Below are 21,462 nucleotides of genomic sequence, written 5' to 3'. Positions count from 1 at the left end.
TCCTGTCCGTCACATTACCCGTGGGTAACCTTCCGGCGCATCCGCGCCGCGCTCAGACCGGCATGGGGTTGAGGAAGGAGACCGTGAGGATCGCGGCGGTCTGCTCGACCTGCCAGGGGCGGGCGCCGAGCTCGGCGAGGGCCTCTGCCACCGACTCCGGGGTCACGACCGCCGGCGGGTTCCAGCAGATCCGACGCAGGGTGTCCGGGGTGAGCAGGTTCTCGGTGGGCATGCCGATCTCGGCGGCGTGCCGGGCGACCCAGGGCTTGGCGGTGCGCAGGCGCGCGTCGGCCTCCGGGCTGCGGTCCTTCCACAGGCGGGGCTGCGGGGGACCGTCGCCACGGCCGCGGCGGTGCACCTCCGGGGCGTCGCCGTCGGCGGCGCGGTCCCGACCGGCCTTGATCGCCGCCACCCACCGGGCCGCCTCCCGACCGGCGGCGCGGCCGTGGAAGCCCTGGGTGGCGCGCAGCTGTGGGACGGTGCGCGGCTGGGCCTTCGCCGCGGCCACGATCGCCGAGTCGGGGAGCAGGCGGCCGGGGGCGATGTCCCTGTGCCGGGCCAGGTCGTCGCGGGCCTGCCAGAGCTCGCGCAGCACGGCAAGCTGGGTGCGGCTCTTGAGCGCGTGCGCTCCGGAGGTGCGGCGCCACGGGTCCTCACGCGGTCCGGGAACGGGGGTGGTGCGGATGTGCTCGAACTCCTGCTCGGCCCACTCGCGCTTGCCCTGGGACTCGAGCAGCGCGAGCAGGGCCTCGCGCAGCTCCACCAGCAGCTCCACGTCGAGGGCGGCGTAGGTGAGCCAGGACTCGGGCAGCGGTCGGGTGGACCAGTCCGCGGCCGAGTGCTCCTTGGCCAGGGTCACGCCGAGCATCTGCTCGAGGACCGCGGCAAGGCCCACACGGGGCAGTCCGGCCAGACGGGCGGCGAGCTCGGTGTCGAAGAGCCGGTCCGGCCAGAGGCCCAGCTCGGACAGGCAGGGCAGGTCCTGCGTGGAGGCGTGCAGGATCCACTCGACGCCCTTCAGCGCCGCCACGAGCGGGGACAGGTCGTCGAACGCCTCCGGGTCGATCAGCCAGATGCCGGAGCCGGTGCGCTTGAGCTGCACGAGGAAGGCGCGCTGGCCGTAGCGGATGCCGGAGGCGCGCTCGGCGTCGACGGCCACGGGTCCGGTGCCGCCGGACAGGGCCTCCGCGCAGGCGGCCAGACCGCCGGGGGTGTCGGTCAGCAGGGGGACCCCGTCGGCCGGCTCGGTGATGAGGCGGGGCGCCTCGGAGGCGGCGGTCTGCGTCGCGGCGGGGGAGCCGCCGTCGTGCTTCTGCGGCGAACGGCTGGAGGGGGTGCGGGTCATGCGTCCTTCCTGGGGACGGGCAGGGCGGTGACGCCGTCGGGCTGCGGGGGCAGGCCCGCGAACGCACAGACCATCTCGGCCCAGGCCTCCAGGTGGGCGCCCATGGCGCGGCCGCCCGGCGTCCAGGAGGCGCGCATCTCGATCTCGGTGGCGTCCGGGCGCTCGGCGAGGGTGCCGAACGACTCGGCCAGGATGCGGGTGGCGGTGCCGCCGGCGGCGGTGTAGTCCGCGTGGCGCAGCTCGAGGGAGTCCACGAGCCAGGTCCAGGCGACGGCGCCGAGCATCGGGTCTTCGGCGACGTCCAGCTCCAGGCCGGCCTTGATGTAGGTGACCACGCGGAAGGTGCCCTGCCAGAGCTCCGAGCCCTCCGGGTCATGGAGGAGGACGAAGCGGCCGGTGGCCACGGCGGGGGGGATGTCCTCCGCGTCGGACAGGGGGCGCACGTCCGCGGCCAGGGCCACCGCGTGCGGGGCCAGGCCCTGGGGTGCGGCGATCTCGCGCAGCCGGACCTCGCGGCGCGGGGAGGCGTCCCGCAGCTCGCGCAGGGCGGTCCGGAAGGCACCGGGCAGGGCAGGGGACGCCCCGGGACGTGCTCCGTTCTGCAGTCCGACGAGGGTCATACGGAACAGCGTAGGACCGGCCGGCCCGGACACGGCGAGGGCGCGCCGGTGTCGGGCCGGACAGGCTCCGCTCAGGGCACGAGGGCGCGCCGGTGGCGGGCCGTATGGGACCCTCGCACGCCGCGGGGGCGACGGCTCAGCCGTGCGCGGCGACGGCCTCGGCCACGGCGTCGGCGAAGTCGTCCACGTCCTGCTCCGTGGTGTCCCAGGAGGTCATCCAGCGGACCTCGTGGCGCTGCGGGTCCCAGTCGTAGAACGGGAAGCGGGCGCGCACCTGGTCCGCGGCGGCCGGGTCCAGCACCGCGAAGAGCGTGTTGGCCTCCGGACGCTGGGTGAGGACCACGCCGTCGATCTGTTCCACCCGGGCGGCCAGGCGGGCGGCCATGGCGTTGGCGTGGCCGGCCAGCCGGATGCCGAGGTCGTCCGTGAGCAGGGCGAGCAGCTGGGCGGAGAGGTAGCGGTGCTTGGAACCGAGCTGCATGGACGCCTTGCGCAGGTAGCCCAGCGCCTTCTCGGCACGCTGCGCGGCCGAGGACGCGTCCCCGCCGGGCAGGTCCGCGGCGGTGATGTGCCCGGCGGCGAGTATCGCGTCCGGGTTCAGCACCACGATCGCCTCCGCGCCGAGGCCTCCGGCCTTGGTGCCGCCGTAGGACACCACATCCACGCCGGCGTCCGTGGTGAAGGCGCGCAGCGGCACGCCGAGCGCGGCGGCGGCGTTGGAGAGGCGGGCGCCGTCCATGTAGACGGTCAGGCCGGCCTCGTGCACGGCATCCGTGAGCGCCTTCACCTGCTCCACGGAGTAGACGGTGCCGACCTCGGTGGCCTGGGCGATCTCCACCACGGCCGGCTGCACGGCGTGGACGAATCCGTCCCGGTGCACGTGCGGAGCGATCAGCTCCGGGGTGAGCCGGCCGTCCGGGGTGGCCACGGACAGCAGGGAGGTGCGCCCGATGCGCTCGGGGGCGCCGCCCTCGTCGTGGCGGATGTGAGCACACTCGGCGGCCAGGACGGCGCCCCACGGCGGAAGCATCGCCTGCAGGGCCACCACGTTGGCTCCGGTGCCGTTGAACACGGGGACGGCGAACGCCTGCTCGCCGAACTCGGCGCGGACGGCCTCGCCGAGGGCTGCGGTGACGGGATCGTCCCCGTAGGAGCGGGCGTGGCCGGAGTCGGCGGCGGCGAGGGCGGCCCAGACGTCCGGGTGGACGGGGGCGTAGTTGTCCGAGGCGAAGGCGCGCGGGCCGGTCATCGTCAGGCGGGTCCTTCCGGCTGCAGGGTCAGGGAGATCGAGTTGATGCAGTAGCGCAGGTCCGTGGGCGTGTCATAGCCCTCGCCCTCGAACACGTGGCCCAGGTGGGAGGCGCAGGCGGCGCAGCGGACCTCCACGCGGCGCATGCCGAGCGTGGTGTCCTCCCGATACTCCACGCGGTCCTCGGCGAGCGGGGCGAAGAAGGACGGCCAGCCGCAGTGGGCGGAGAACTTCTGCTCCGAGCGGAACAGCTCGGCGCCGCAGGCGCGGCAGGCGTAGACGCCCACCGTGTTCGTGTCCCAATACTCGCCGGTGAAGGCGCGCTCGGTGCCGGCGCGGCGCAGCACGTGGAACTCCTCGGGGGACAGGCGCGCGGCCCAGTCCTCGTCGGTCAGGGTGCGGGGATCCTCCGGAGTAGATCCGGTGGTGGGGGTGGACTCGCTCATGGGCGCGACTGTACTCCGCACTGCCCCGGACACGCCAGGGACGGGTCGCGCCGTGTCACCGTGCAGACGCGGCCCAGGAGCATGAGGGACAATGGCGGGCATGTTCGGAGACCTGCCGCGCCCCGCCACGTCCGCCGCCCCGCTGCGCGAGGACGTGCTGGACCGGGTGCGTCGGTCGGTGAGCCGCGGCCTCGACGCGGCCCGCACCTCCCTGGACCTGTCCAAGACGGCCGCCCGCACCTCCGTGGACAAGTCCGTGGACGCGGCCCGTTGGTCCCCGCTGGTGGCCTCCCTCGGGCTGTCCGCCGCGTTCGTGGTGTTCGGCGCCTCCTCGACGCTCGCCTCCGTCTTCGCCAGGATCGTGGTCACCCCCGTGCGCAACCACGCCGAGGACGTGGAGGTCCTCGCCGTGATCGACGGCGACGACGGCACCCGGGTCATCCTGTCGGCGGACTCGGAGACCACGGCCCCGGGCACCTATTCGCTCACCTTCGACGGCGGCGCCTCCTGCGCGCGCATCGGCCGGATCGTCTCCTTCGACCCCCGCGACGGCACCGTGGAGCGCGAGGTGGAGCACGTGTACTCCGGCGACCTGCACGCGGCCGCCCGCGGCCGCTTCACCGGCTTCGTCTACCCGACCCCGCAGGACGCCGGGTTCGACGCCGTGGACGTGGAGGTCCCGGTGGAGAACGGCACGGCCCCCGCCTGGCGTGTGGACCCGCCGGCCGCCGAGGACGGCACGCCACGGGCCGGGGACGGGATGTGGGCGATCATGGTCCACGGCCGCGGGGCCCGCCGCAACGAGGGCATCCGCGCGGTGCGCAGCGCCCAGAAGCTCGGCATGACCTCCCTGCTGGTGTCCTACCGCAACGACGGGGACGCCCCGGACGCCGAGGACGGCCGCTACGGTCTCGGCACCACGGAGTGGCACGACGTCCAGTCGGCCATCCGGTACGCCCTGGACCAGGGCGCCGAGGACGTCGTGCTGTTCGGCTGGTCCATGGGAGGGGCCGTGGCCCTGCAGTGCGTGGACCGCTCCGAGCTCGCCCACCGGGTGCGCGCCATCGTGCTCACCGGCCCCGTGGTCGACTGGATCGACGTGCTCAAGTACCAGGCCGGGCTCAAGCGCATCCCGGAGGCCGTCGGACTCGTCGGGCGCTGGCTGCTGTCCAACCGGGCCGGGCGCCTCGTCACCGGCCTGGCCGCCCCCGTGGACCTGAAGTCCCTCAACTGGGTGGCCCGCGCCGAGCAGCTGCGCGTGCCGACCCTGATCATGCACTCCGAGGACGACGACTACGTGCCCGTCGGCCCCTCCATGGAACTGGCCGAGCGCAACCCGGACCTGGTCCGCTTCGTCCGCTTCACCCGGGCCCGTCACACCAAGGAGTGGAACGTGGACCGGCGCAAGTGGGACCACACCGCGCGCGGCTGGCTGCGCGCCGTCCTCAACGCCACCCGTCCCGGCGCCGCCCGCTGAGCAGACGCCGCCGGGAAGCCCTGGGCCGCCGGGAAGCCCCGGGCCGCCGGGGAACGCAGAGGGCCGCCGGGGAACGCCCCGTCACCGTGTGAGCGCCCCGGCCGGCATCAGGGCTACGAGACCAGCAGGCCGCGGCGGCGCAGCAGCGGCTCCAGCTCGGCGTCCCGGCCGCGGAAGGCCCGGTACGACTCCATCAGGTCCCGGGTGTTGCCACGGGACAGCAGCTCGGAGCGGAACCGCTCGCCGTTCTCCCGGGTCATGCCGCCGTTGGCGCAGAACCACTCCACGGCGTCGGCGTCCAGCACCTCGGCCCAGATGTACGAGTAGTACCCGGCCGCATAGTCGTTGCCGAAGATGTGCTTGAAGCAGCCGGTGCCGTAGCGCGGAGGCACCAGCGAAGAGTCGATGCCCGCCTCGGCCAGCACCTGCTCCTGGAACGCCAGCGGGTCCGCGGTCGCCGCGTCCACGGTGTCCTCGGTGAGGGTGTGCCAGGCCATGTCCACGATCGTCGCGCCGAGGTACTCCACCGTGCGGTAGCCCTCGCCCCACAGATCCGCGGCCTGAAGACGCTCCAGCGTGCCGGCCGGCAGCGGCTCCCCGGTCTCCACATGACGGGCGTAGACGTCCAGCAGGGACGGCTCGCGCAGCCACACCTCGTTCACCTGGGACGGGAACTCCTCGGTGTCCCGCGGCACGGACGTGCCGGTCAGCGAGGCGTACTGACCCTGAGCCAGCAGGCCGTGCAGCGCGTGGCCGAACTCGTGGAACAGCGTGGTCGCCTCGTCCAGCGTGAGCAGGGCAGGCCGGCCCTCCGCCGGGGCCGGCACGTTCATGGTGTTGAAGACCACCGGGCGCTCGCCGAGGGCGTCGGCGCGGTCGCGGACGGTGTGCATCCAGGCGCCGCCGGACTTGGTGGCGCGGGCGAAGAAGTCGCCCACGAACAGTCCGATCGGCTCGTCGTCCCGGCAGACCTCCCAGACGCGGATGCCCGGGCGGTACATGTGCTCCGCCAACTCCGGGCGCTCGGCGAAGGTCAGGCCGTAGAGGGCGCCGGCGGCGGCGAACACGCCGTCGGTGAGCACGCGGTCCAGTTCGAAATGCGGGCGCAGGGCGGCCGCGTCCACCGCGAACTGCTCCCTGGCGTAGGCGGCGGACAGGTGCGGCCAGTCCCAGGGGGCCACGGCGCCGCCGTCGGGGGAGACTTGTGCGGCGTCGGCCTTCGCGTTGGCCATGGCCGGGCCGGCCATCGACGCCAGCAGCTCCTGCACCGCGGCCACGGACGGGGCGGCGCGGTCCTTGAGCGCGTGCTCGGCCCAGCACTCGGAGCCGAGCAGACGAGCCTTGCGCAGACGCAGCCGGACGATCTCCATGGCCACGGACAGAACCTCGTCCTCGCCCTCGGTGCCGCGGCCGATCGAGGCCTCGAACAGGTCGCGGCGCAGGTCGGCGTCCTCGAGCTGCGCCAGCTGCGGCTGGGAGACGAACAGGGACAGCGTGAGCAGGTGCTTGCCGGGGTGGCCGGCCTCCTCGGCGGCGCGGGCGGCGGCCTGCACGTCGTCGGCACCGAGACCGGCCAGGCGGGCCGGATCCTCCACCAGCACGGCGCGCTTGGCGGTGTCCGCCACGAGGCGGCGGGTGTAGCGGGCGCCCGCGGTGGCCAGCGCGGTGTTGATCTGCTGCAGCTCGGCGCGGTCGGCGGCGGACAGGTGCGCCCCGGCCAGCTCGAGGCGCTGGGAGAAGAGTTCGTGCAGGCGCGCGTCCTCGCCGGTGAGGCCGGACGCGTCCACGGCGGCCACGCGCTCGGCCAGGCGCGGGTCCAGCAGCAGGGCGTCCTCGTGGGCGGCCAGCTCCGGCATGAGCTCCTCGGACAGGGCCTGGCGGGTGTCGGTGCCGTCGGCGCTGACGAGGGTGAAGAACATGGCGGCGGAGCGGCGCAGCAGGTCGCCGGTCAGCTCGAACGCGCGCACGGTGTTCTCGAAGGTCGGGGCCTCGTCCGAGGCCAGGATCGCCTCGACCTCGCCCCGCTGCGCAGCCATGCCGGCGCGGACGGCCTCGGCCAGCTGTGCGTCGGAGACGGCGGCGAAGTCGGGGAGCCCGTAGGGGAGCGGAGAAGGGGAGGAGAGAGGGTGGTCGGCGGGCAGGGAGATGCCCTGCGTCATCTGCGGTGAGTCCATGGGCGCAGTCTAGGTGCCCGGCCGGCCCGTCCCCTCCGGCCGCCCGCGCCGGTCGGCCTGCCGCCGGTCGCCGAGCACCGACGCGCTCCTGTGACGCGCGCCCGCGGTCGGACCGGGCCGCGCCGCTAAGATGGTGCGCCGAGACATCCCGACGTCGCCGAACCGCGAAGGAGCATCATGGCCGGTCATTCCAAGTGGGCCACGACCAAGCACAAGAAGGCCGCGCTCGACGCCAAGCGTGCCAAGGCCTTCGCCAAGTACATCAAGGGCATCGAGGTCGCCGCCCGCGCCGGAGGTCCCGACCTGGCCGGCAACCCGGCCCTGGACCTGGCCGTCTCCAAGGCGAAGAAGAACTCCGTCCCCAACGACAACATCGACCGCGCCATCAAGCGCGGCGCCGGCCTGACCGGCGAGGTCGTGGACTACACCGAGATCATGTATGAGGTGCGCGGCCCGTCCGGCTCGGCCCTGATGGTGGAGTGCCTCACGGACAACAAGAACCGCGCCGCCTCCGACGTGCGCGTGGCCGTGACCCGCAACGGCGGCACGCTGGCCGACTCCGGATCCGTGGCCTTCCTGTTCGCCCGCAAGGGCGTCGTCCGCCTGCCGGCCGAGGGCAACACCGAGGACGGCCTCCTCGAGGCGATCCTCGAGGGCGGTGCGGACGCCGAGGAGGTCCAGCAGGACGGCGACGTGTTCGAGATCGTCTCCGAGGCCTCCGACCTGCGCGCCGTGGCCGAGGCCCTGGACGCCGCCGGCATCGAGTACGAGTCCGACGAGGCCGAGTTCCTGCCGTCGATGAAGGTGGAGCTGGAGGACGCCAAGTCCGCCGCGACCTTCCTGAAGCTCGTGGATGCGCTCGAGGAGCTGGACGACGTGCAGAACGTCTACTCCAACGTGGACATCCCGGAGTCCGTCCTCGCCGAGCTCGACGAGGACTGATCCGACTGGCGGAACGAGTCGGCCACGGCACCCTGCGCGTCCTGGGCGTCGACCCGGGACTGACCCGCTGCGGCATCGCCGTCGTGGAGGTCGACGCGCGGCGCCGCGGACGGCTCGTCCACGTCCGGGTGTCCGGCACGCCGTCCGACGCGCCGCTCCACGAGCGACTGCTGCACCTGGACCGGGAGGTCACCGAGGTGCTCGAGCGGTACGCCCCGCAGCGGGCCGCCGTGGAGCGCATGTTCGCCAACAACAACACGCCCACCGTGCTGGGCACCGCCCAGGCCGCCGGCGTGGCCATCACCGCCGCCGCCCGCTGCGGGCTGGAGGTCGGCCTGCACACCCCGTCCGAGGTGAAGGCCGCCGTCACCGGCCACGGCAACGCGGGCAAGGAGCAGGTCACCGCGATGGTCACCCGCATCCTCGGCCTCGACGCCCCGCCGCGTCCGGCCGACGCCGCCGACGCGATCGCCCTGGCCCTCGCCCATGCCTGGCGCGGCACCGCCCTCGGCCGGGCCTCAGGGCAGACCGGCCTGGCCACCGGCTCCATGACCTCCCGCGGCGGACGGTCCCGGTTCGCGGAGGCCGCCGACTCCGCCGGGCGCCGGCCCGTCGGCGCGGGGACGTCGCTGACCAGGGCGCAGGAGCAGTGGCTGGCCGCCGAGCGCTCCGGGGCGGCCACGGGCGCCGCCCGCCGCCGCTGACGCCGCCCCTTCCCGACGACGGCCGCGCACCCGGCGCGGTCCCTCGCCACGGCCTGCGGTCGGGTGCGTCCGGGCACCGAGCCGTTCGATAGTATGTTCGAACGCCGGCGGTCCGAATGTGTCCGTCCGGAGAAAGGACCTGTGCCGTGATCGCCTCCCTGACCGGGACCGTCGAGTACGTCGGACTGGACCGCGCCGTCATCGTCTCCGGCGGCGTCGGCCGCCTCGTGTTCGCCACGCCGCAGACCCTGTCCGCCCTGCACGAGGGACGCGAGGCGTGTGTGCACACCCACCTGGTGGTGAAGGAGGACTCGCTCACGCTCTTCGGGTTCGCCACCCGTGCCGAGCAGGAGGTCTTCGAGATCCTCCTCGGCGCCAACGGCGTCGGCCCACGCCTGGCCCTGGCCGTGCTGGCGGTGCACCCTCCTGAGGCGGTGCGCGTGGCCGTCGCCCAGGAGGACGAGAAGGCCCTGACCCGGGTGCCCGGCATCGGCCCGAAGCTGGCGAAGAAGATCCTCGTGGAGCTGGCCGGCAAGCTGGCCCCGACCGGCGCCGAGACACCCGCCGAGGCCGCGCAGGACCAGGTGCCCGCGGCGCCGGCGGAGGACTGGCACGCGGACGTCGTCGAGGCGATGGTCGGCCTGGGCTGGTCCGAGAAGGAGGCCCTCAAGCGCGTCGAGGCCACCCTCGCGGCCCACCCCGAGCTCGACGAGGGCCGGGACGTGGCCGCCCTGCTCCGCGCCACCCTGCGCGACGTCGGTGCCGCCGCCACCGTCCGGAGCGGCCGATGAACGGCGGCGGAACCGACGCCGGGGACCGGGGCGCGGACCGCGTCGTCGCCGGGGACGCGGGGGAGGACGAGCGCCGCCTCGAGGCCGCGCTGCGTCCGAAGCACCTGGACGAGTTCGTCGGCCAGCAGCGCGTCCGCGAGCAGCTGGACCTGATGCTGGGCTCTGCCCGCCTGCGTGACCGCGCCGCGGACCACGTGCTCCTGTCCGGACCGCCCGGGCTCGGCAAGACCACACTGGCGATGATCGTGGCCGCGGAGATGAACGCCCCGCTGCGCATCTCCTCCGGGCCGGCCATCCAGAACGCCGGCGACCTCGCGGCGATCCTCTCGTCCCTGACCGAGGGGGAGGTGCTGTTCCTGGACGAAGTCCACCGCATGTCCCGTCCGGCCGAGGAGATGCTCTACATGGCCATGGAGGACTTCCGGGTGGACATCGTCGTCGGCAAGGGCGCCGGCGCGACCTCCATTCCGCTGGAGCTGCCGCCGTTCACCCTGGTCGGGGCCACCACGCGCGCCGGCCTGCTGCCCGGGCCGCTCCGCGACCGCTTCGGGTTCACCGGGCATCTCGAGTTCTATTCGACCGAGGAGCTCGAGCTCGTCCTGCGCCGCTCCGCCCTGCTGCTGGACATGGACGTCACCTCCGCCGGCTTCGCCCAGATCGCCTCCCGCTCCCGGGGCACGCCGCGCATCGCCAACCGGCTGCTGCGCCGCGTGCGCGACTGGGCGCTCGTGAAGGGCCTGACGACCGTGGACGCCGAGGCCGCCGGCCGGGCCCTGCACATGTACGACGTGGACGAGCGCGGCCTGGACCGCCTCGACCGTGCCGTCCTGAACGCCCTCTGCACCGTCTTCGACGGGGGACCGGTCGGCCTGTCCACCCTCGCGATGGCCGTCGGCGAGGAGACAGAGACCGTCGAGACGGTCGCGGAGCCGTTCCTCATCCGCGAGGGCCTGGTCGGCCGCACGCCGCGGGGCCGTGTCGCGCTCCCCGGAGCCTGGGAGCACCTCGGGCTCCCGGCCCCGGAGCGGGGCTGAGCGGAGCGGGCCACATGCCCAGGCCAGGCGCCACGGACAGGTGCCTGGCCGTCGTCGGGCATCAGACGCCCTAGACTGGTCTGCACTGTGCGCACCCCCACACCCCGGACGGGTGTGCCTGCGCACGTCCTCATCCCCGACGACGACGGAGAGTGTCTCTCGTGACCACCCTCGCCCTGTCCATCGCAGACATGCCCATCGTGCTCGGCCAGCAGGCCGAGGGCGGCGGCGGAAGCATGTTCCTCCTGCTCATGTTCGGCGTCATGGCGCTGCTGCTCTTCTTCTCCTTCCGCAAGGCCCGCAAGGCCCAGCAGGCGCAGACCAAGATGCGCACGGAGCTGACCCCGGGCGTCGAGGTCATGACCGGCTCCGGCATCTTCGGCCACGTCGTCGCCGTGAACCAGGATTCCCAGCGCGTGACCATCGAGGTCGCCCCGGGCACCCACATGGACGTCCACCTGCAGGCCGTCGCCCAGATCGTGGAGCCGGACTCGGTCGCCTCCTCGGGCACCTCGGGCGCCGTCGCCCCGGACGACCAGGACCGGGCCGAGCAGGGCGCCGAGTACGGCGAGCCGCAGGCCCCCGCCGACGAGGACGTGGACCGCCACCGCATCCAGCTCAACGGCGAGGACCAGCCCCGCCACGACGAGCGTCCCTGACCTGTCCGTCCGCGACCCGGCCGCCCCGGCCGGGTCGCTCGATCTGTGGAGAGCCTGAACGCCCATGGCATCGAAGACCCCCGCGAGCGCGGCACGTCGCACCCTGACGTGGCTCGGCGCGCTCATCGCCCTCATGGCCGTCGTGCTCGGCATCGGTGTGGCCACCCATCAGGCCACCTGGGCCCCGCGCCTGGCCCTCGACCTCGAGGGCGGCACCCAGATGGTGCTCGCACCCGAGACCGCAGGCGGCCAGCGCGTCACCCCTGAGCAGCTCGACCAGGCCGTGGAGATCATCCGCGCCCGCGTGGACGGCTCCGGCGTCGCCGAGGCCGAGGTCGCCACCCAGGGCGCCGAGAACGTCGTGGTGGCGATGCCGGGCACCCCGGACGAGCAGACCCGCCGCCTCATCCAGGCCTCCGCGGACATGGAGTTCCGCGCGGTGCTGCAGTCCGGTCCCGCCGAGCCGGTCGCCGAGGACCAGCGCACCCCGAAGGACGACTTCCCGAAGCCGGAGGGCGAGCCGAAGGACGCCTACGACCCGAACTGGCTGACCCCGGACCTGCTGGACGAGTTCCAGAAGACCGACTGCACCGTCCCGCGCGACCCGGGTGCCGAGCCGCTGCCTACGGACAAGGCGGCCGTGGTGTGCCAGACCGCCACCGAGGAGCAGATCGCCGAGGGCACCGGGCAGAGCGCCAAGTACATCGTCGGCCCCCAGGTGATCCCGGGCACCGACATCGCCGACGCCACCAACGGCATGGCGAACACCTCCACGGGCGTCTCCACCAACCAGTGGGTCGTCAACCTCTCCTTCAACAGCGAGGGCACCGAGAAGTTCCGCGAGGTCACCCAGAAGCTCACCCCGTACCCGGAGGGCGACCCGCGCAAGCAGTTCGCCATCATCCTGGACGGCACCGTCCTCTCCGCCCCGCAGTCCCAGGCCGTCATCCCCAACGGCCAGGCCCAGATCTCCGGCCCGGGCTTCAACGAGGTCACCACTGCCGAACTCGCCGAGCAGCTGTCCTACGGTGCCCTGCCGATCAGCTTCACCATCGAGTCCGAGCAGCAGATCTCCGCGACCCTCGGCCAGGACCAGCTGTTCTGGGGCCTCGTCGCGGGACTCATCGGCCTGCTGCTGGTGGCCGCCTACCAGTTCTTCCAGTACCGCGTCCTCGGTCTGCTGACCTTCGCCTCGATCATCGTGGCCGGCGTCATCACGTGGCTCGCGATCTCGCTGCTGGGCTGGTCGGACAACTACCGCCTGTCCCTGGCCGGCATCGCAGGCCTGATCGTGGCGATCGGCCTCACCGCCGACTCGTTCATCGTGTACTTCGAGCGCATCAAGGACGAGCTGCGCGCCGGCAGCGCGATCGACGCCGCTGTCCGCGAGGGCTGGAAGCGCGCCTCCCGCACCATCTGGGCCTCGAAGGCCGTGAACCTGCTCGCCGCTGCGGTGCTGTACTTCGTGGCGGTCGGCAACGTCCGCGGGTTCGCCTTCACCCTCGGCCTCACCGCGATCGCCGACCTCATCGTGGTCTTCTGGTTCACACACCCCATGATGGTGCTGCTGTCCCAGACCCGCTTCATCGGCGGAGGCCACCGCATGTCCGGCCTCGACCCGTCCCTGCTCGGCCGTGAGCCGCTGTACAAGGGTGCCGGGCGCGTGCGTGAGTTCAAGACCCCGCCGAGCGATCAGACGGCACAGGGGGCCTCCGGCGGTGCCGAGCGGCGTCGCCGCCGCTCGCGCGGGGAGGCGGCCCGCCGCCAGACCATCGCCGAACGCCGTCGCGCCGAGCGCGAGGCCGCCTCGCCGGCCGCCGGCACCACCACCACGTCCCAGCGCACCCAGGAGGACGGCCAGTGAACCGCTTCGCTCAGTGGGGCAACGCCCTCTACACCGGACACAAGTCCTACCCGTTCGTCCAGCGCTGGAAGACCTGGTTCGCCGCCGCGGCGATCCTGCTCCTGGTCGCCGGCGGCCTGACCCTGATGCGCGGAGGCTTCAACCTCGGCATCGAGTTCCGCGGCGGCTCCGAGTTCGTGGTCTCCTCCGTTCAGAACACGGACGTCGCCGCGGGCGAGCAGGCCGTGCGGGACGTCGCCGCCGACGGCATCGCCACGGTCACGAACATCGCCCCGGGCACCATGCGCGTGCAGACCGAGCGCATGGACGACGCCCAGACCCTGCAGGTCGCCCAGAACCTCCAGGACGCCTACGGCGTGACCGCGGACCACGTGACCTCGAACTTCGTGGGCCCCACCTGGGGTGCCGCCGTCTCGCAGCAGGCCCTGATCGGCCTGGTGATCTTCGTGGTCCTGGTGACCCTGTTCATGGCGCTGTACTTCCGCACCTGGAAGATGTCGCTGGCCGCGGTGATCGGCATGCTCTACGTGGTGGCACTGACCGCCGGCATCTACGGCGCCACCGGCTTCGAGGTCACCCCGTCCGCCGTCATCGGCTTCCTGACCATCTTGTCCTACGCCCTCTACGACACCGTGGTGGTGTTCGACAAGATCCGCGAGAACACCCAGACGGTCCACGAGGACGCCGACCGGACCTTCGCGGAGAACGTGAACCTCGCCGTGAACCAGACGCTGGTCCGCTCGATCACCACCTCCGTGGTGGGCATCCTGCCGGTGGGCTCCATCCTGTTCATCGGCGCGGGTCTGCTCGGTGCGGGCACCCTCTCCGACATCGCCCTGGCCATCTTCGTCGGCATCATCGTCGGCACCATGGCGACCCTGTTCATCCAGGCACCGCTCTACGCCCTGCTGCGCCGCGGAGACGGGGACGTCACCGATCACGACGGCGCCGTCCTGGCCCGTCGCGAGTCCTCGGGCCGTGCCCCGGAGGGCGCGACCGAGGGCGTCGACGGGACCGAGCCGGCCGCCAGGGCCTGACCTGGGACCACACGGCAGGCCGCACGTCCGCCGGACACACGCACACGCCGCACGGCGGCGCGAGCGCGGGGAGGTAGACTCCCCGCTATCGCGCCGCCGTTCGCGTCGAGACGGGACACCCCACGTCCCGGGGAGGAGACACGCAGCCATGACCCCGCCCTCCGTGTCCGACGCCGACGCTCGCCGCCCCGAGAAGTCGCCCCGTCCCCGTGGCCGCATGGCACGTCTCACCGGCCGGCACGCCACCGAGTACTCGCCCATCCTCGAGCCGCTGATGCGCACCCTGCGCACGCGCTCCCCGCGGACGGACTTCAAGGAGGTCATCCGCGCCTACACCGTGGCCGAACGCTGCCACGAGGGCCAGATGCGCCGCTCCGGGGACCCCTACATCACCCACCCGGTGGCCGTGGCGACGATCCTCGCCGAGCTAGGCCTGTCCGGGCCCACGATCTACGCCGCCCTGCTGCACGACACCGTGGAGGACACGGACTACTCGCTCGAGCAGCTGCGCAAGGACTTCGGCGACGAGGTCGCCGTGCTGGTGGACGGCGTGACCAAGCTGGACAAGGTCACCTACGGAGCCGCCGCGCAGGCCGAGACCGTCCGCAAGATGGTCATCGCCATGGCCCAGGACGTGAACGTCCTGCTCATCAAGCTCGCCGACCGGCTCCACAACGCGCGCACCTGGCGCTACGTGTCCCCGGCCTCCTCCGCCAAGAAGGCCCAGGAGACCCTGGACATCTACGCGCCGCTGGCCCACCGGCTCGGCATGAACACGGTCAAGTGGGAGCTGGAGGACCTGTCCTTCGCCGCGCTGAAGCCGAAGGTCTACGCGGAGATCGTCCGCCTGGTGGGCGAGCGCAACCCCGAGCGCGAGAAGCACATCGAGCGCCTGCGCGAGGAGATCAGCGCCCGGCTGCGGGACAACCGCATCAAGGCCACCGTCACCGGCCGCCCCAAGCACTACTACTCGATCTACCAGAAGATGATCGTGCGCGGGAAGGAGTTCGACGACATCTACGACCTCACCGGGATCCGCGTGCTCGTGGACTCGGTGAAGGACTGCTACGGCGCGCTCGGCGTCCTCCACGCGCAGTGGAGCCCCCTGCCGGGTCGGTTCAAGGACTACATCGCGATGCCGAAGCTCAACATGTACCAGTCCCTGCACACCTCCGTGATGGGACCGGGCGGACGTGCTGTGGAGATCCAGATCCGCACCTTCGACATGCACCGCCAGGCCGAGTACGGCGTGGCCGCGCACTGGATGTACAAGGCCAACGCGGCCGCCGGGACCGCGAGCTCGTCCACGCCGCAGTGGCTGCGCTCGGTGATGGACTGGCAGAAGGACACCCGGGACCCGGACGAGTTCCTGCACTCACTGCGCACGGAGATCGACGCGGACGAGGTCTACGTCTTCACACCCAAGGGAGAGATCCGCTCCCTTCCCGCCGGCGCGACCCCCGTGGACTTCGCCTACTCCGTGCACACCGACGTGGGCCACCGGACCATCGGTGCCCGCGTGAACGGCAAGCTGGTCCCGCTGTCCTCCCAGCTCCAGCACGGCGACACCGTGGAGGTGTTCACCTCCAAGGCCGAGAACGCCGGCCCCAGCCACGACTGGCTCGGCTTCACCGTCTCCCCGCGCGCCAAGTCCAAGATCCGCCACTGGTTCGCCACACAGCGCCGCGATGAGCAGATCGAGCGCGGCAGGCAGTCCCTGACCCGTCAGCTGCGCCGCGAGAACCTGGCTGTCCAGAAGGTCCTCGGCGGCGAGGAGCTTCCCGCCGTGGCGGCCGAGCACGGCCTGAACGACCTGGACGCCCTGTTCGCGCAGATCGCCGACGGCCACCTCTCCGCACAGAACGTGGTGGAGAAGGTCCAGGCGAAGCTGGCCCCACCAGAGGAGTCGCCGACGGCGCCGTCCTCCGAGACCGCGCTGGGGGAGATCGAGCTCGAGGAGATCGTCAAGCGTCCCGTGAAGCGTCCACCGTCCTCGGACGGCGGCGCGACCGGCGTGCTGGTCCAGGGGAACGCGGGGATGATGACGAAGCTGGCACGCTGCTGCAATCCGGTGCCGCCGGATGAGATCTGCGGCTTCGTCACCCGCGGCTCCGGCGTGTCCGTGCACCGCAGCGACTGCAACAACGTGGACACCCTGCTCGAGCAGGAGCCCGAGCGCCGCGTGGACGTCGCCTGGGCCCCCACGCGCAACGCCGTGTACCTGGTGGAGATCCAGGTGGAGGCGCTGGACCGCACCTCGCTGCTCTCGGACGTGACCCGTGTGCTCGCGGAGAACCACGTGAACATCCTGTCCGCGTCCGTGAACACCACGCGGGACCGGGTGGCCATGAGCCGGTTCGTCTTCGAGATGGGCGACCCGATGTACCTCAACCACGTGGTCAACGCGGTCAAGCGGATCGACGGCGTCTTCGACGTGCGCCGCACCTGACGGCTGCGCCGGTCAGGACAGCAGCTCGGCCAGGCGCCGGCGGGCCCGGACGATGCCGGGCCTGCGCCGCGGCGGCGCCAGCCGTTCGACGAGTCCCTCCGCCCCGAACCGGGCGATCAGCCGCGCCGCCGCCCGGCCCTCCTGGGAGCCGTCGGCCAGCAGCAGGTCCTCCACGGTGCGCCCCACCGTGGTCACGCGCACCGGGCCGAGGAGCACGACGTCCGCCTCGGCTGGCGCGGCAGACCCTCCGACGGCGGCCACGTCCGCCTGCGTGAACGTCCACCCGGGCCCGTGGTCCCGTGCCGGCGGAGGCCGGTGGTAATGGGCTACGGCGATGTGTAGCGTGCGCGGCAGCGGGCCTCCTGCGTGCAGCCACGCCGCCGTCAGCCCCATGGCCGTCCACCCTGCCGTCAGCAGCGGCCCGGCCACGAGCCAGACCGCGTCCGCGCGCATGCGGGGGTCCACCGGGCGGTCCGCCGGAGCGTAGACCCGGCCCAGCAGGTGGTGCAGGGCCCCGGCCGAGACCAGCGTCTGCAGCTCCGCGTCCGCGAAGTCCGGACCGGCCGCCCAGACCTCGGTCGTCACCGTCCGGTCGGTGGGCGGGGCCGGGATCGGGCCGGGCACTGCTGCGGTGATGGGGACGGGCGCGTCGGCGGCGGAGGATCTCATGGCGTCCATCCTGCGCCAGGTGCGCGCCCGCTGCCGCCGGGGTGTGGACAACGCAGACGGGAGGCCCGGCCGAATGCCGGACCGCCCGTCGGGCGCAGGCCGCGTCGTCCGCGGCGGGACAGGCTCAGGCCAGGTCGGCGGCGGAGGCCTCCAACGCCTTCTTCCACTGCAGGCGGGCGTCGAGCGCCTCCTGGGCCTGGGCGATCTTCTTCTCATCGCCGGCGGCCTTGGCCTCCTCCAGCTCGGCCTCGAGGCCGGCGATGGTCTCCTCCAGCTGGGTCAGCGCGGAGTTCGTGCGGGCCTTGGTCTCCGGGTCGGTGCGGCGCCAGTGCTCGTTCTCGGCCTGCTTGAGGGCGTCCTCCAGCTCGCGGAAGCCGGCCTCCATGCGGCGCACGTCACCGCGCGGCACTCGACCGGCCTCCTCCCAGCGGCCGCGCAGCTCGTTGAGCGCAGCACGGCCGGCCTTGACGTCCGTGAAGGGCAGGAGCTTCCTGCCGTCGGCCAGGATCTGCTCCTTGACCTTGAGGTTGGCGCCGTATTCGCGGTCGATCTCGGCGTTGGCCTCGTTGCGGGCAGTGAAGAACACGTCCTGTGCGGCACGGAAGCGGGCCCAGAGGGCGTCGTCCTCCTTGCGGGAGGCACGCGGTGCGGCCTTCCACTCGCTCATCAGGTCGCGGTACTTGCCGGTGGTCACGCCCCAGTCTGTGGAGGAGGAGAGCTCCTCGGCGCGGGCGATGAGGCGCTCCTTGACCTGCTTCGCCTCCGCGGACCGGGCGTCCAGACGGGAGAAGTGCGCCCGGCGGGTCTTGTCGAACTGGGTGCGGGCGCCCCGGAAGCGCTTCCAGAGGCCGTCCTCGACCGACTTCGACAGGCGCGGGCCGGTCTTCTGGGCGGCCTTCCACTCGTCGAAGAGCTCGGCCATGCGCTTGGAGGCCTTCTTCCACGGCATGCGCTCGGCCGGGGTGGCGGCGAACTCCTCGGCCTCGGCGACGATCGCCTCGCGGGCGGCGAGCTGCTCGGCCTGGGCGGCCTGACGGGCCTCGGCCTCGGCGGCGCGGTAGTCGCCCAGCAAGGTCTCCAGAGCCGCCAGACGGGTGCGCAGCGCGTTGATGTCGCCCACCATCTGGCGCTCCTGCACGGTGGCCTTCATCTGGTTGAGGGCCTTCTGGAGCTCCGAGGACGGTGCGCCGGCGGCGATGCGCTGCTCGAACAGCGCCATCTGTGCGCGGACGTCGTCGTACTTGCGCACGAAGTAGGCCACGGCCTCCTCTGCGGTCGCGTCGGGGACCTGGCCGACGGTGTGCTCCTCCTGGCCGTCCAGCAGCACCACGTGGCCGTCCTCGGTCACGCGGGCGAACTGCGCGGCCGTGGCCGGATCGGTCGGCTCGACGGTCGGGGCCGGGGCGGCGGGCTTGGCTGTCGCCGGGGCGGCTGCGGCTGGGGTGGCCGGCCTGCCCGGCTTCATGGCGGCCGGGGAAGGAGCAGCCGGCTTCGCCTCGGTCTTCTCGACCTCCGGGGCCGCGGGCTCAGCCTGGTGCCCGGCCGGTGCCTGCCCGGCCGGTGCCTGCGCGGCGTCGGTGGTCGGCACGCTCTCGACCTGCGCCTCGGCGGCGTCGGCGGTCGGCTGCTGGTCGTCGGACTTCTGATTCTCAGTGGTCACCGCTGGAACTCTCCCTGGACGGGCCCGTTCGCGCTGACGTGCGCGGGCGGGTCGGGATGGACACGAACAGGGCAAGCCTAGCCGCGAAAGCACAGAAGCGCCCGGCAACCCCGGCCACATGCGTGGGCGAGGCGGTGGACGAACCCGGCGGCCGTCGTCGCGCCCCTGGTCACGCGTGCTCCCGGGCACCCCGCCGGGGGAGGGCCACGTCCCGGACCGCCGCCGCACCGGCCGCACCGCAGCAGGGCCGCCGCCTAGACTGGGCGGGTCAGTCCCGTCCGCACGACGGCCCGATCCGAGACGAAGGAACCCCATGGCCCGCAAGTCCTCCCTGTCCGGCTTCCCCGAGTGGCTCCCCGCTGAGCGCGTCGTCGAGCAGCATGTGCTGGACACGCTGCGTCGGACCTTCGAGCTGCACGGGTTCGCCGGGATCGAGACCCGCGCCGTGGAGACCCTGGGCCAGCTGCTGCGCAAGGGCGAAGTGGACAAGGAGGTCTACGCCGTCTCCCGGCTGGCCGAGGACCAGGAGGTCGCCGAGGGCCGGCGCCCGGCGACGTCCCCGGACGACCCCAAGCGCCTGGCCCTGCACTTCGACCTCACCGTGCCCTTCGCCCGCTACGTGGTGGAGAACGCCGGCCACCTCGCCTTCCCGTTCCGGCGGCACCAGATGCAGAAGGTCTGGCGCGGCGAGCGGCCGCAGGAGGGCCGCGCGCGCGAGTTCACCCAGGCGGACATCGACATCGTCGGTGACGGGCAGCTGTCCCCGCGCTATGACGTGGATGTCGCCCTCGTGATGGCCGAGGCGCTCGGCGCCCTGCCGATCGGCGACTTCCTCATCCGCATCAACAACCGCAAGCTCGCCGAGGGCTTCTACCGCGGCATCGGCCTGACGGACACCGCCGGCGTGCTGCGCAGCATCGACAAGCTCGAGAAGGTCGGCCCCGAGGAGGTCGCCCGCCTGCTGCAGGAGGAGGTCGGGGCCTCCGCCGAGCAGGCAGAGCAGGCCCTGGCCCTGGCCGCCATCCGCACCGAGGACACCTCCTTCGTGGAGCAGGTCCGCGCCCTCGGTGTGCAGGACGACCTGATGGAGGAGGGGCTCACCGAGCTGGCGGAGGTCATCGGCACGATGCACCGCCGCGCCCCGGGCCGGGCCGTCGCCGACCTCTCCATCGCCCGCGGCCTCGACTACTACACCGGCACCGTGTACGAGACGGTCCTGGTGGGCCATGAGCAGCTCGGCTCCATCTGCTCCGGCGGCCGCTACGACGCCCTGGCCTCCAAGGGGAACCGGACGTTCCCTGGCGTCGGCCTGTCCATCGGCGTCACCCGGCTGGTGATGCGCATGCTCTCCCAGGACATGGCCGTCGCCTCCCGGGCCGTTCCCACCGCGGTCTACGTGGCCCTGACCGCGGACGAGGACTGGTCGGCCGCCCAGGACGTGGCCGGCGTGCTGCGCGAGCGCGGCATCGCCGCCGAGGTGGCCGTCACCGCCGAGAAGTTCGGCAAGCAGATCAAGTACGCGGATCGCCGCGGCATCCCGTATGTCTGGTTCCTGGGGGCGGGGGAGTCCGGCCATGAGGTCAAGGACATCCGCTCCGGCGAGCAGGTGTCCGCCGACCCGCAGACGTGGATGCCTCCGGCCGAGGACCTGGTCCCGCAGGTGACCGCAGGCTCAGCCGGGCCCCGTCCGTGGAGCAGTGGGAGACACGACGTGGTACCAGCCTCAATGACGACGTCGTCTGATGACGGGGAGAGCTCGCCGTCCTCGGAAGGGCTGCCCCCGGCAGAAGAGATCCAGGCCCACCTGGCGGAGCTGGTGAGTCATCAGCCTGGCCTTCCCCTCCACTGGGAGGTGACGGCCGGGCAGGCCCCTGCCGGGGACCCCTGGGTGAGGATCGCTGCGGTGCGCCGGGGTCTGCTCGGCGAGTCGACCGTCGTCGGCGCCTTCCGGATCGACGAGCGGGAGGCGGTCTTCGACGTCACTGCCGAGCGCTCGCCCGAGGGCGCGCTCGTCCACGACGCCCTGGCCCGGGTCGCGGCAGAGCACTTCCCAGCGGCAACGGTCCCCGGGCAGCCCGGCACTCGCTACTCGGTGCGCTGGTGCGGCCCCGATCCCGATGACGCTCCGGCCGGTGAGTACGTGGTGCAGCGCGCCGGCACGGGGGCCGAGACCGCTCGGATACGGTGCCGGCCGCTGACCCCGGGCCGGTCATGGGGGTTCCAGGTCGTCCGGCCCGAATCGACGGCATCGTACTGGTTCGAACTGTCCCTCGACCGCGTGGTCGACGAGCGTCTGGGGGAGACGGACTCCACCTTCTGGGCCGTCTACAACGGCATCGACG

The 21,462-nt window shown here is 72.8% G+C and carries 16 protein-coding genes and 1 pseudogene; 10 read left to right on the top strand and 7 right to left on the bottom strand.

The features are described from left to right. Positions 1 to 52 precede the first annotated feature (52 nt). From HMPREF2863_RS07365 to msrB, 4 genes are all read right to left on the bottom strand, one after another. A complete protein-coding gene (locus HMPREF2863_RS07365) occupies positions 53 to 1,345 on the bottom strand; it encodes an HRDC domain-containing protein (protein ID WP_070639108.1) in 1,293 nt (430 codons plus the stop codon). Further along, positions 1,342 to 1,965 (bottom strand): DUF3000 domain-containing protein, encoded by a 624-nt coding sequence (locus HMPREF2863_RS07360; protein ID WP_067189427.1) that lies wholly within the window; start codon positions 1,963 to 1,965, stop codon positions 1,342 to 1,344. Before HMPREF2863_RS07360 ends, HMPREF2863_RS07365 begins: the two co-directional genes overlap by 4 nt. Before the next feature lie 136 nt (positions 1,966 to 2,101). After that, on the bottom strand, positions 2,102 to 3,214 hold the full coding sequence (locus HMPREF2863_RS07355; RefSeq protein WP_067189429.1) for a threonine aldolase family protein: 1,113 nt from the start codon (positions 3,212 to 3,214) through the stop codon (positions 2,102 to 2,104). 2 nt (positions 3,215 to 3,216) lie between these two features. Continuing rightward, positions 3,217 to 3,660, bottom strand: coding sequence for a peptide-methionine (R)-S-oxide reductase MsrB (gene msrB, locus HMPREF2863_RS07350; protein WP_067189431.1), 444 nt, complete (start codon positions 3,658 to 3,660; stop codon positions 3,217 to 3,219). Between the two features lie 100 nt (positions 3,661 to 3,760). On the opposite strand from msrB, the gene HMPREF2863_RS07345 reads away from it, so the two are divergent. Beyond that, positions 3,761 to 5,137: an alpha/beta hydrolase family protein gene (locus HMPREF2863_RS07345; RefSeq protein WP_245232105.1), complete on the top strand. Its 1,377-nt coding sequence runs from the start codon at positions 3,761 to 3,763 to the stop codon at positions 5,135 to 5,137. Positions 5,138 to 5,250: 113 nt separating this feature from the next. Here HMPREF2863_RS07345 and HMPREF2863_RS07340 read toward each other — a convergent pair whose 3' ends face one another. Further along, a complete protein-coding gene (locus HMPREF2863_RS07340; protein ID WP_246828854.1) occupies positions 5,251 to 7,311 on the bottom strand; it encodes a M3 family metallopeptidase in 2,061 nt (686 codons plus the stop codon). Positions 7,312 to 7,488: 177 nt separating this feature from the next. Between HMPREF2863_RS07340 and HMPREF2863_RS07335 the strand changes: the two genes are divergently transcribed. The 8 genes from HMPREF2863_RS07335 (at position 7,489) to HMPREF2863_RS07300 (ending at position 16,791) form a co-directional block, all read left to right on the top strand. Further along, positions 7,489 to 8,253 carry a YebC/PmpR family DNA-binding transcriptional regulator gene (locus HMPREF2863_RS07335; RefSeq protein WP_067189435.1) on the top strand — a complete coding sequence of 255 codons (765 nt, stop codon included), beginning with the start codon at positions 7,489 to 7,491 and terminating at the stop codon, positions 8,251 to 8,253. Between the two features lie 32 nt (positions 8,254 to 8,285). Beyond that, the gene (gene ruvC, locus HMPREF2863_RS07330; RefSeq protein WP_067189488.1) at positions 8,286 to 8,957 is read left to right on the top strand and encodes a crossover junction endodeoxyribonuclease RuvC; all 672 of its coding nucleotides are present in this window, start codon (positions 8,286 to 8,288) and stop codon (positions 8,955 to 8,957) included. A gap of 146 nt (positions 8,958 to 9,103) precedes the next feature. After that, positions 9,104 to 9,748: a Holliday junction branch migration protein RuvA gene (gene ruvA, locus HMPREF2863_RS07325; RefSeq protein WP_067189437.1), complete on the top strand. Its 645-nt coding sequence runs from the start codon at positions 9,104 to 9,106 to the stop codon at positions 9,746 to 9,748. Next, on the top strand, positions 9,745 to 10,782 hold the full coding sequence (ruvB, locus tag HMPREF2863_RS07320; RefSeq protein WP_067189439.1) for a Holliday junction branch migration DNA helicase RuvB: 1,038 nt from the start codon (positions 9,745 to 9,747) through the stop codon (positions 10,780 to 10,782). The genes ruvA and ruvB overlap by 4 nt, the downstream gene beginning before the upstream one ends. A gap of 161 nt (positions 10,783 to 10,943) precedes the next feature. Next, positions 10,944 to 11,441, top strand: coding sequence for a preprotein translocase subunit YajC (gene yajC, locus HMPREF2863_RS12185; protein WP_067189440.1), 498 nt, complete (start codon positions 10,944 to 10,946; stop codon positions 11,439 to 11,441). A 64-nt stretch (positions 11,442 to 11,505) separates the two neighbouring features. Further along, complete coding sequence (gene secD / locus HMPREF2863_RS07310; protein ID WP_070639106.1) at positions 11,506 to 13,305, top strand: protein translocase subunit SecD; 1,800 nt, start codon at positions 11,506 to 11,508, stop codon at positions 13,303 to 13,305. After that, positions 13,302 to 14,342, top strand: coding sequence for a protein translocase subunit SecF (secF, locus tag HMPREF2863_RS07305; RefSeq protein ID WP_067189443.1), 1,041 nt, complete (start codon positions 13,302 to 13,304; stop codon positions 14,340 to 14,342). Before secD ends, secF begins: the two co-directional genes overlap by 4 nt. Positions 14,343 to 14,490: 148 nt before the next feature. Then, positions 14,491 to 16,791: a RelA/SpoT family protein gene (locus HMPREF2863_RS07300; RefSeq protein ID WP_083315297.1), complete on the top strand. Its 2,301-nt coding sequence runs from the start codon at positions 14,491 to 14,493 to the stop codon at positions 16,789 to 16,791. Positions 16,792 to 16,803: 12 nt separating this feature from the next. On the opposite strand, the gene HMPREF2863_RS07295 is transcribed toward HMPREF2863_RS07300, so the two are convergent. Continuing rightward, positions 16,804 to 17,460, bottom strand: coding sequence for a hypothetical protein (locus HMPREF2863_RS07295; protein ID WP_246828853.1), 657 nt, complete (start codon positions 17,458 to 17,460; stop codon positions 16,804 to 16,806). A 124-nt stretch (positions 17,461 to 17,584) separates the two neighbouring features. Then, positions 17,585 to 19,120, bottom strand: coding sequence for a DUF349 domain-containing protein (locus tag HMPREF2863_RS07290; RefSeq protein ID WP_070639104.1), 1,536 nt, complete (start codon positions 19,118 to 19,120; stop codon positions 17,585 to 17,587). Between the two features lie 313 nt (positions 19,121 to 19,433). Between HMPREF2863_RS07290 and hisS the strand changes: the two are divergent. After that, positions 19,434 to 20,783, top strand: a pseudogene (hisS, locus tag HMPREF2863_RS07285) (histidine--tRNA ligase); the annotation flags it as partial. Between the last annotated feature and the right edge of the window lie 679 nt (positions 20,784 to 21,462).

It is taken from the genome of Micrococcus sp. HMSC067E09, assembly GCF_001812555.1.
Taxonomy (GTDB): domain Bacteria; phylum Actinomycetota; class Actinomycetes; order Actinomycetales; family Micrococcaceae; genus Micrococcus; species Micrococcus lylae.
This window is presented reverse-complemented; position numbering and strand designations above follow the sequence as displayed.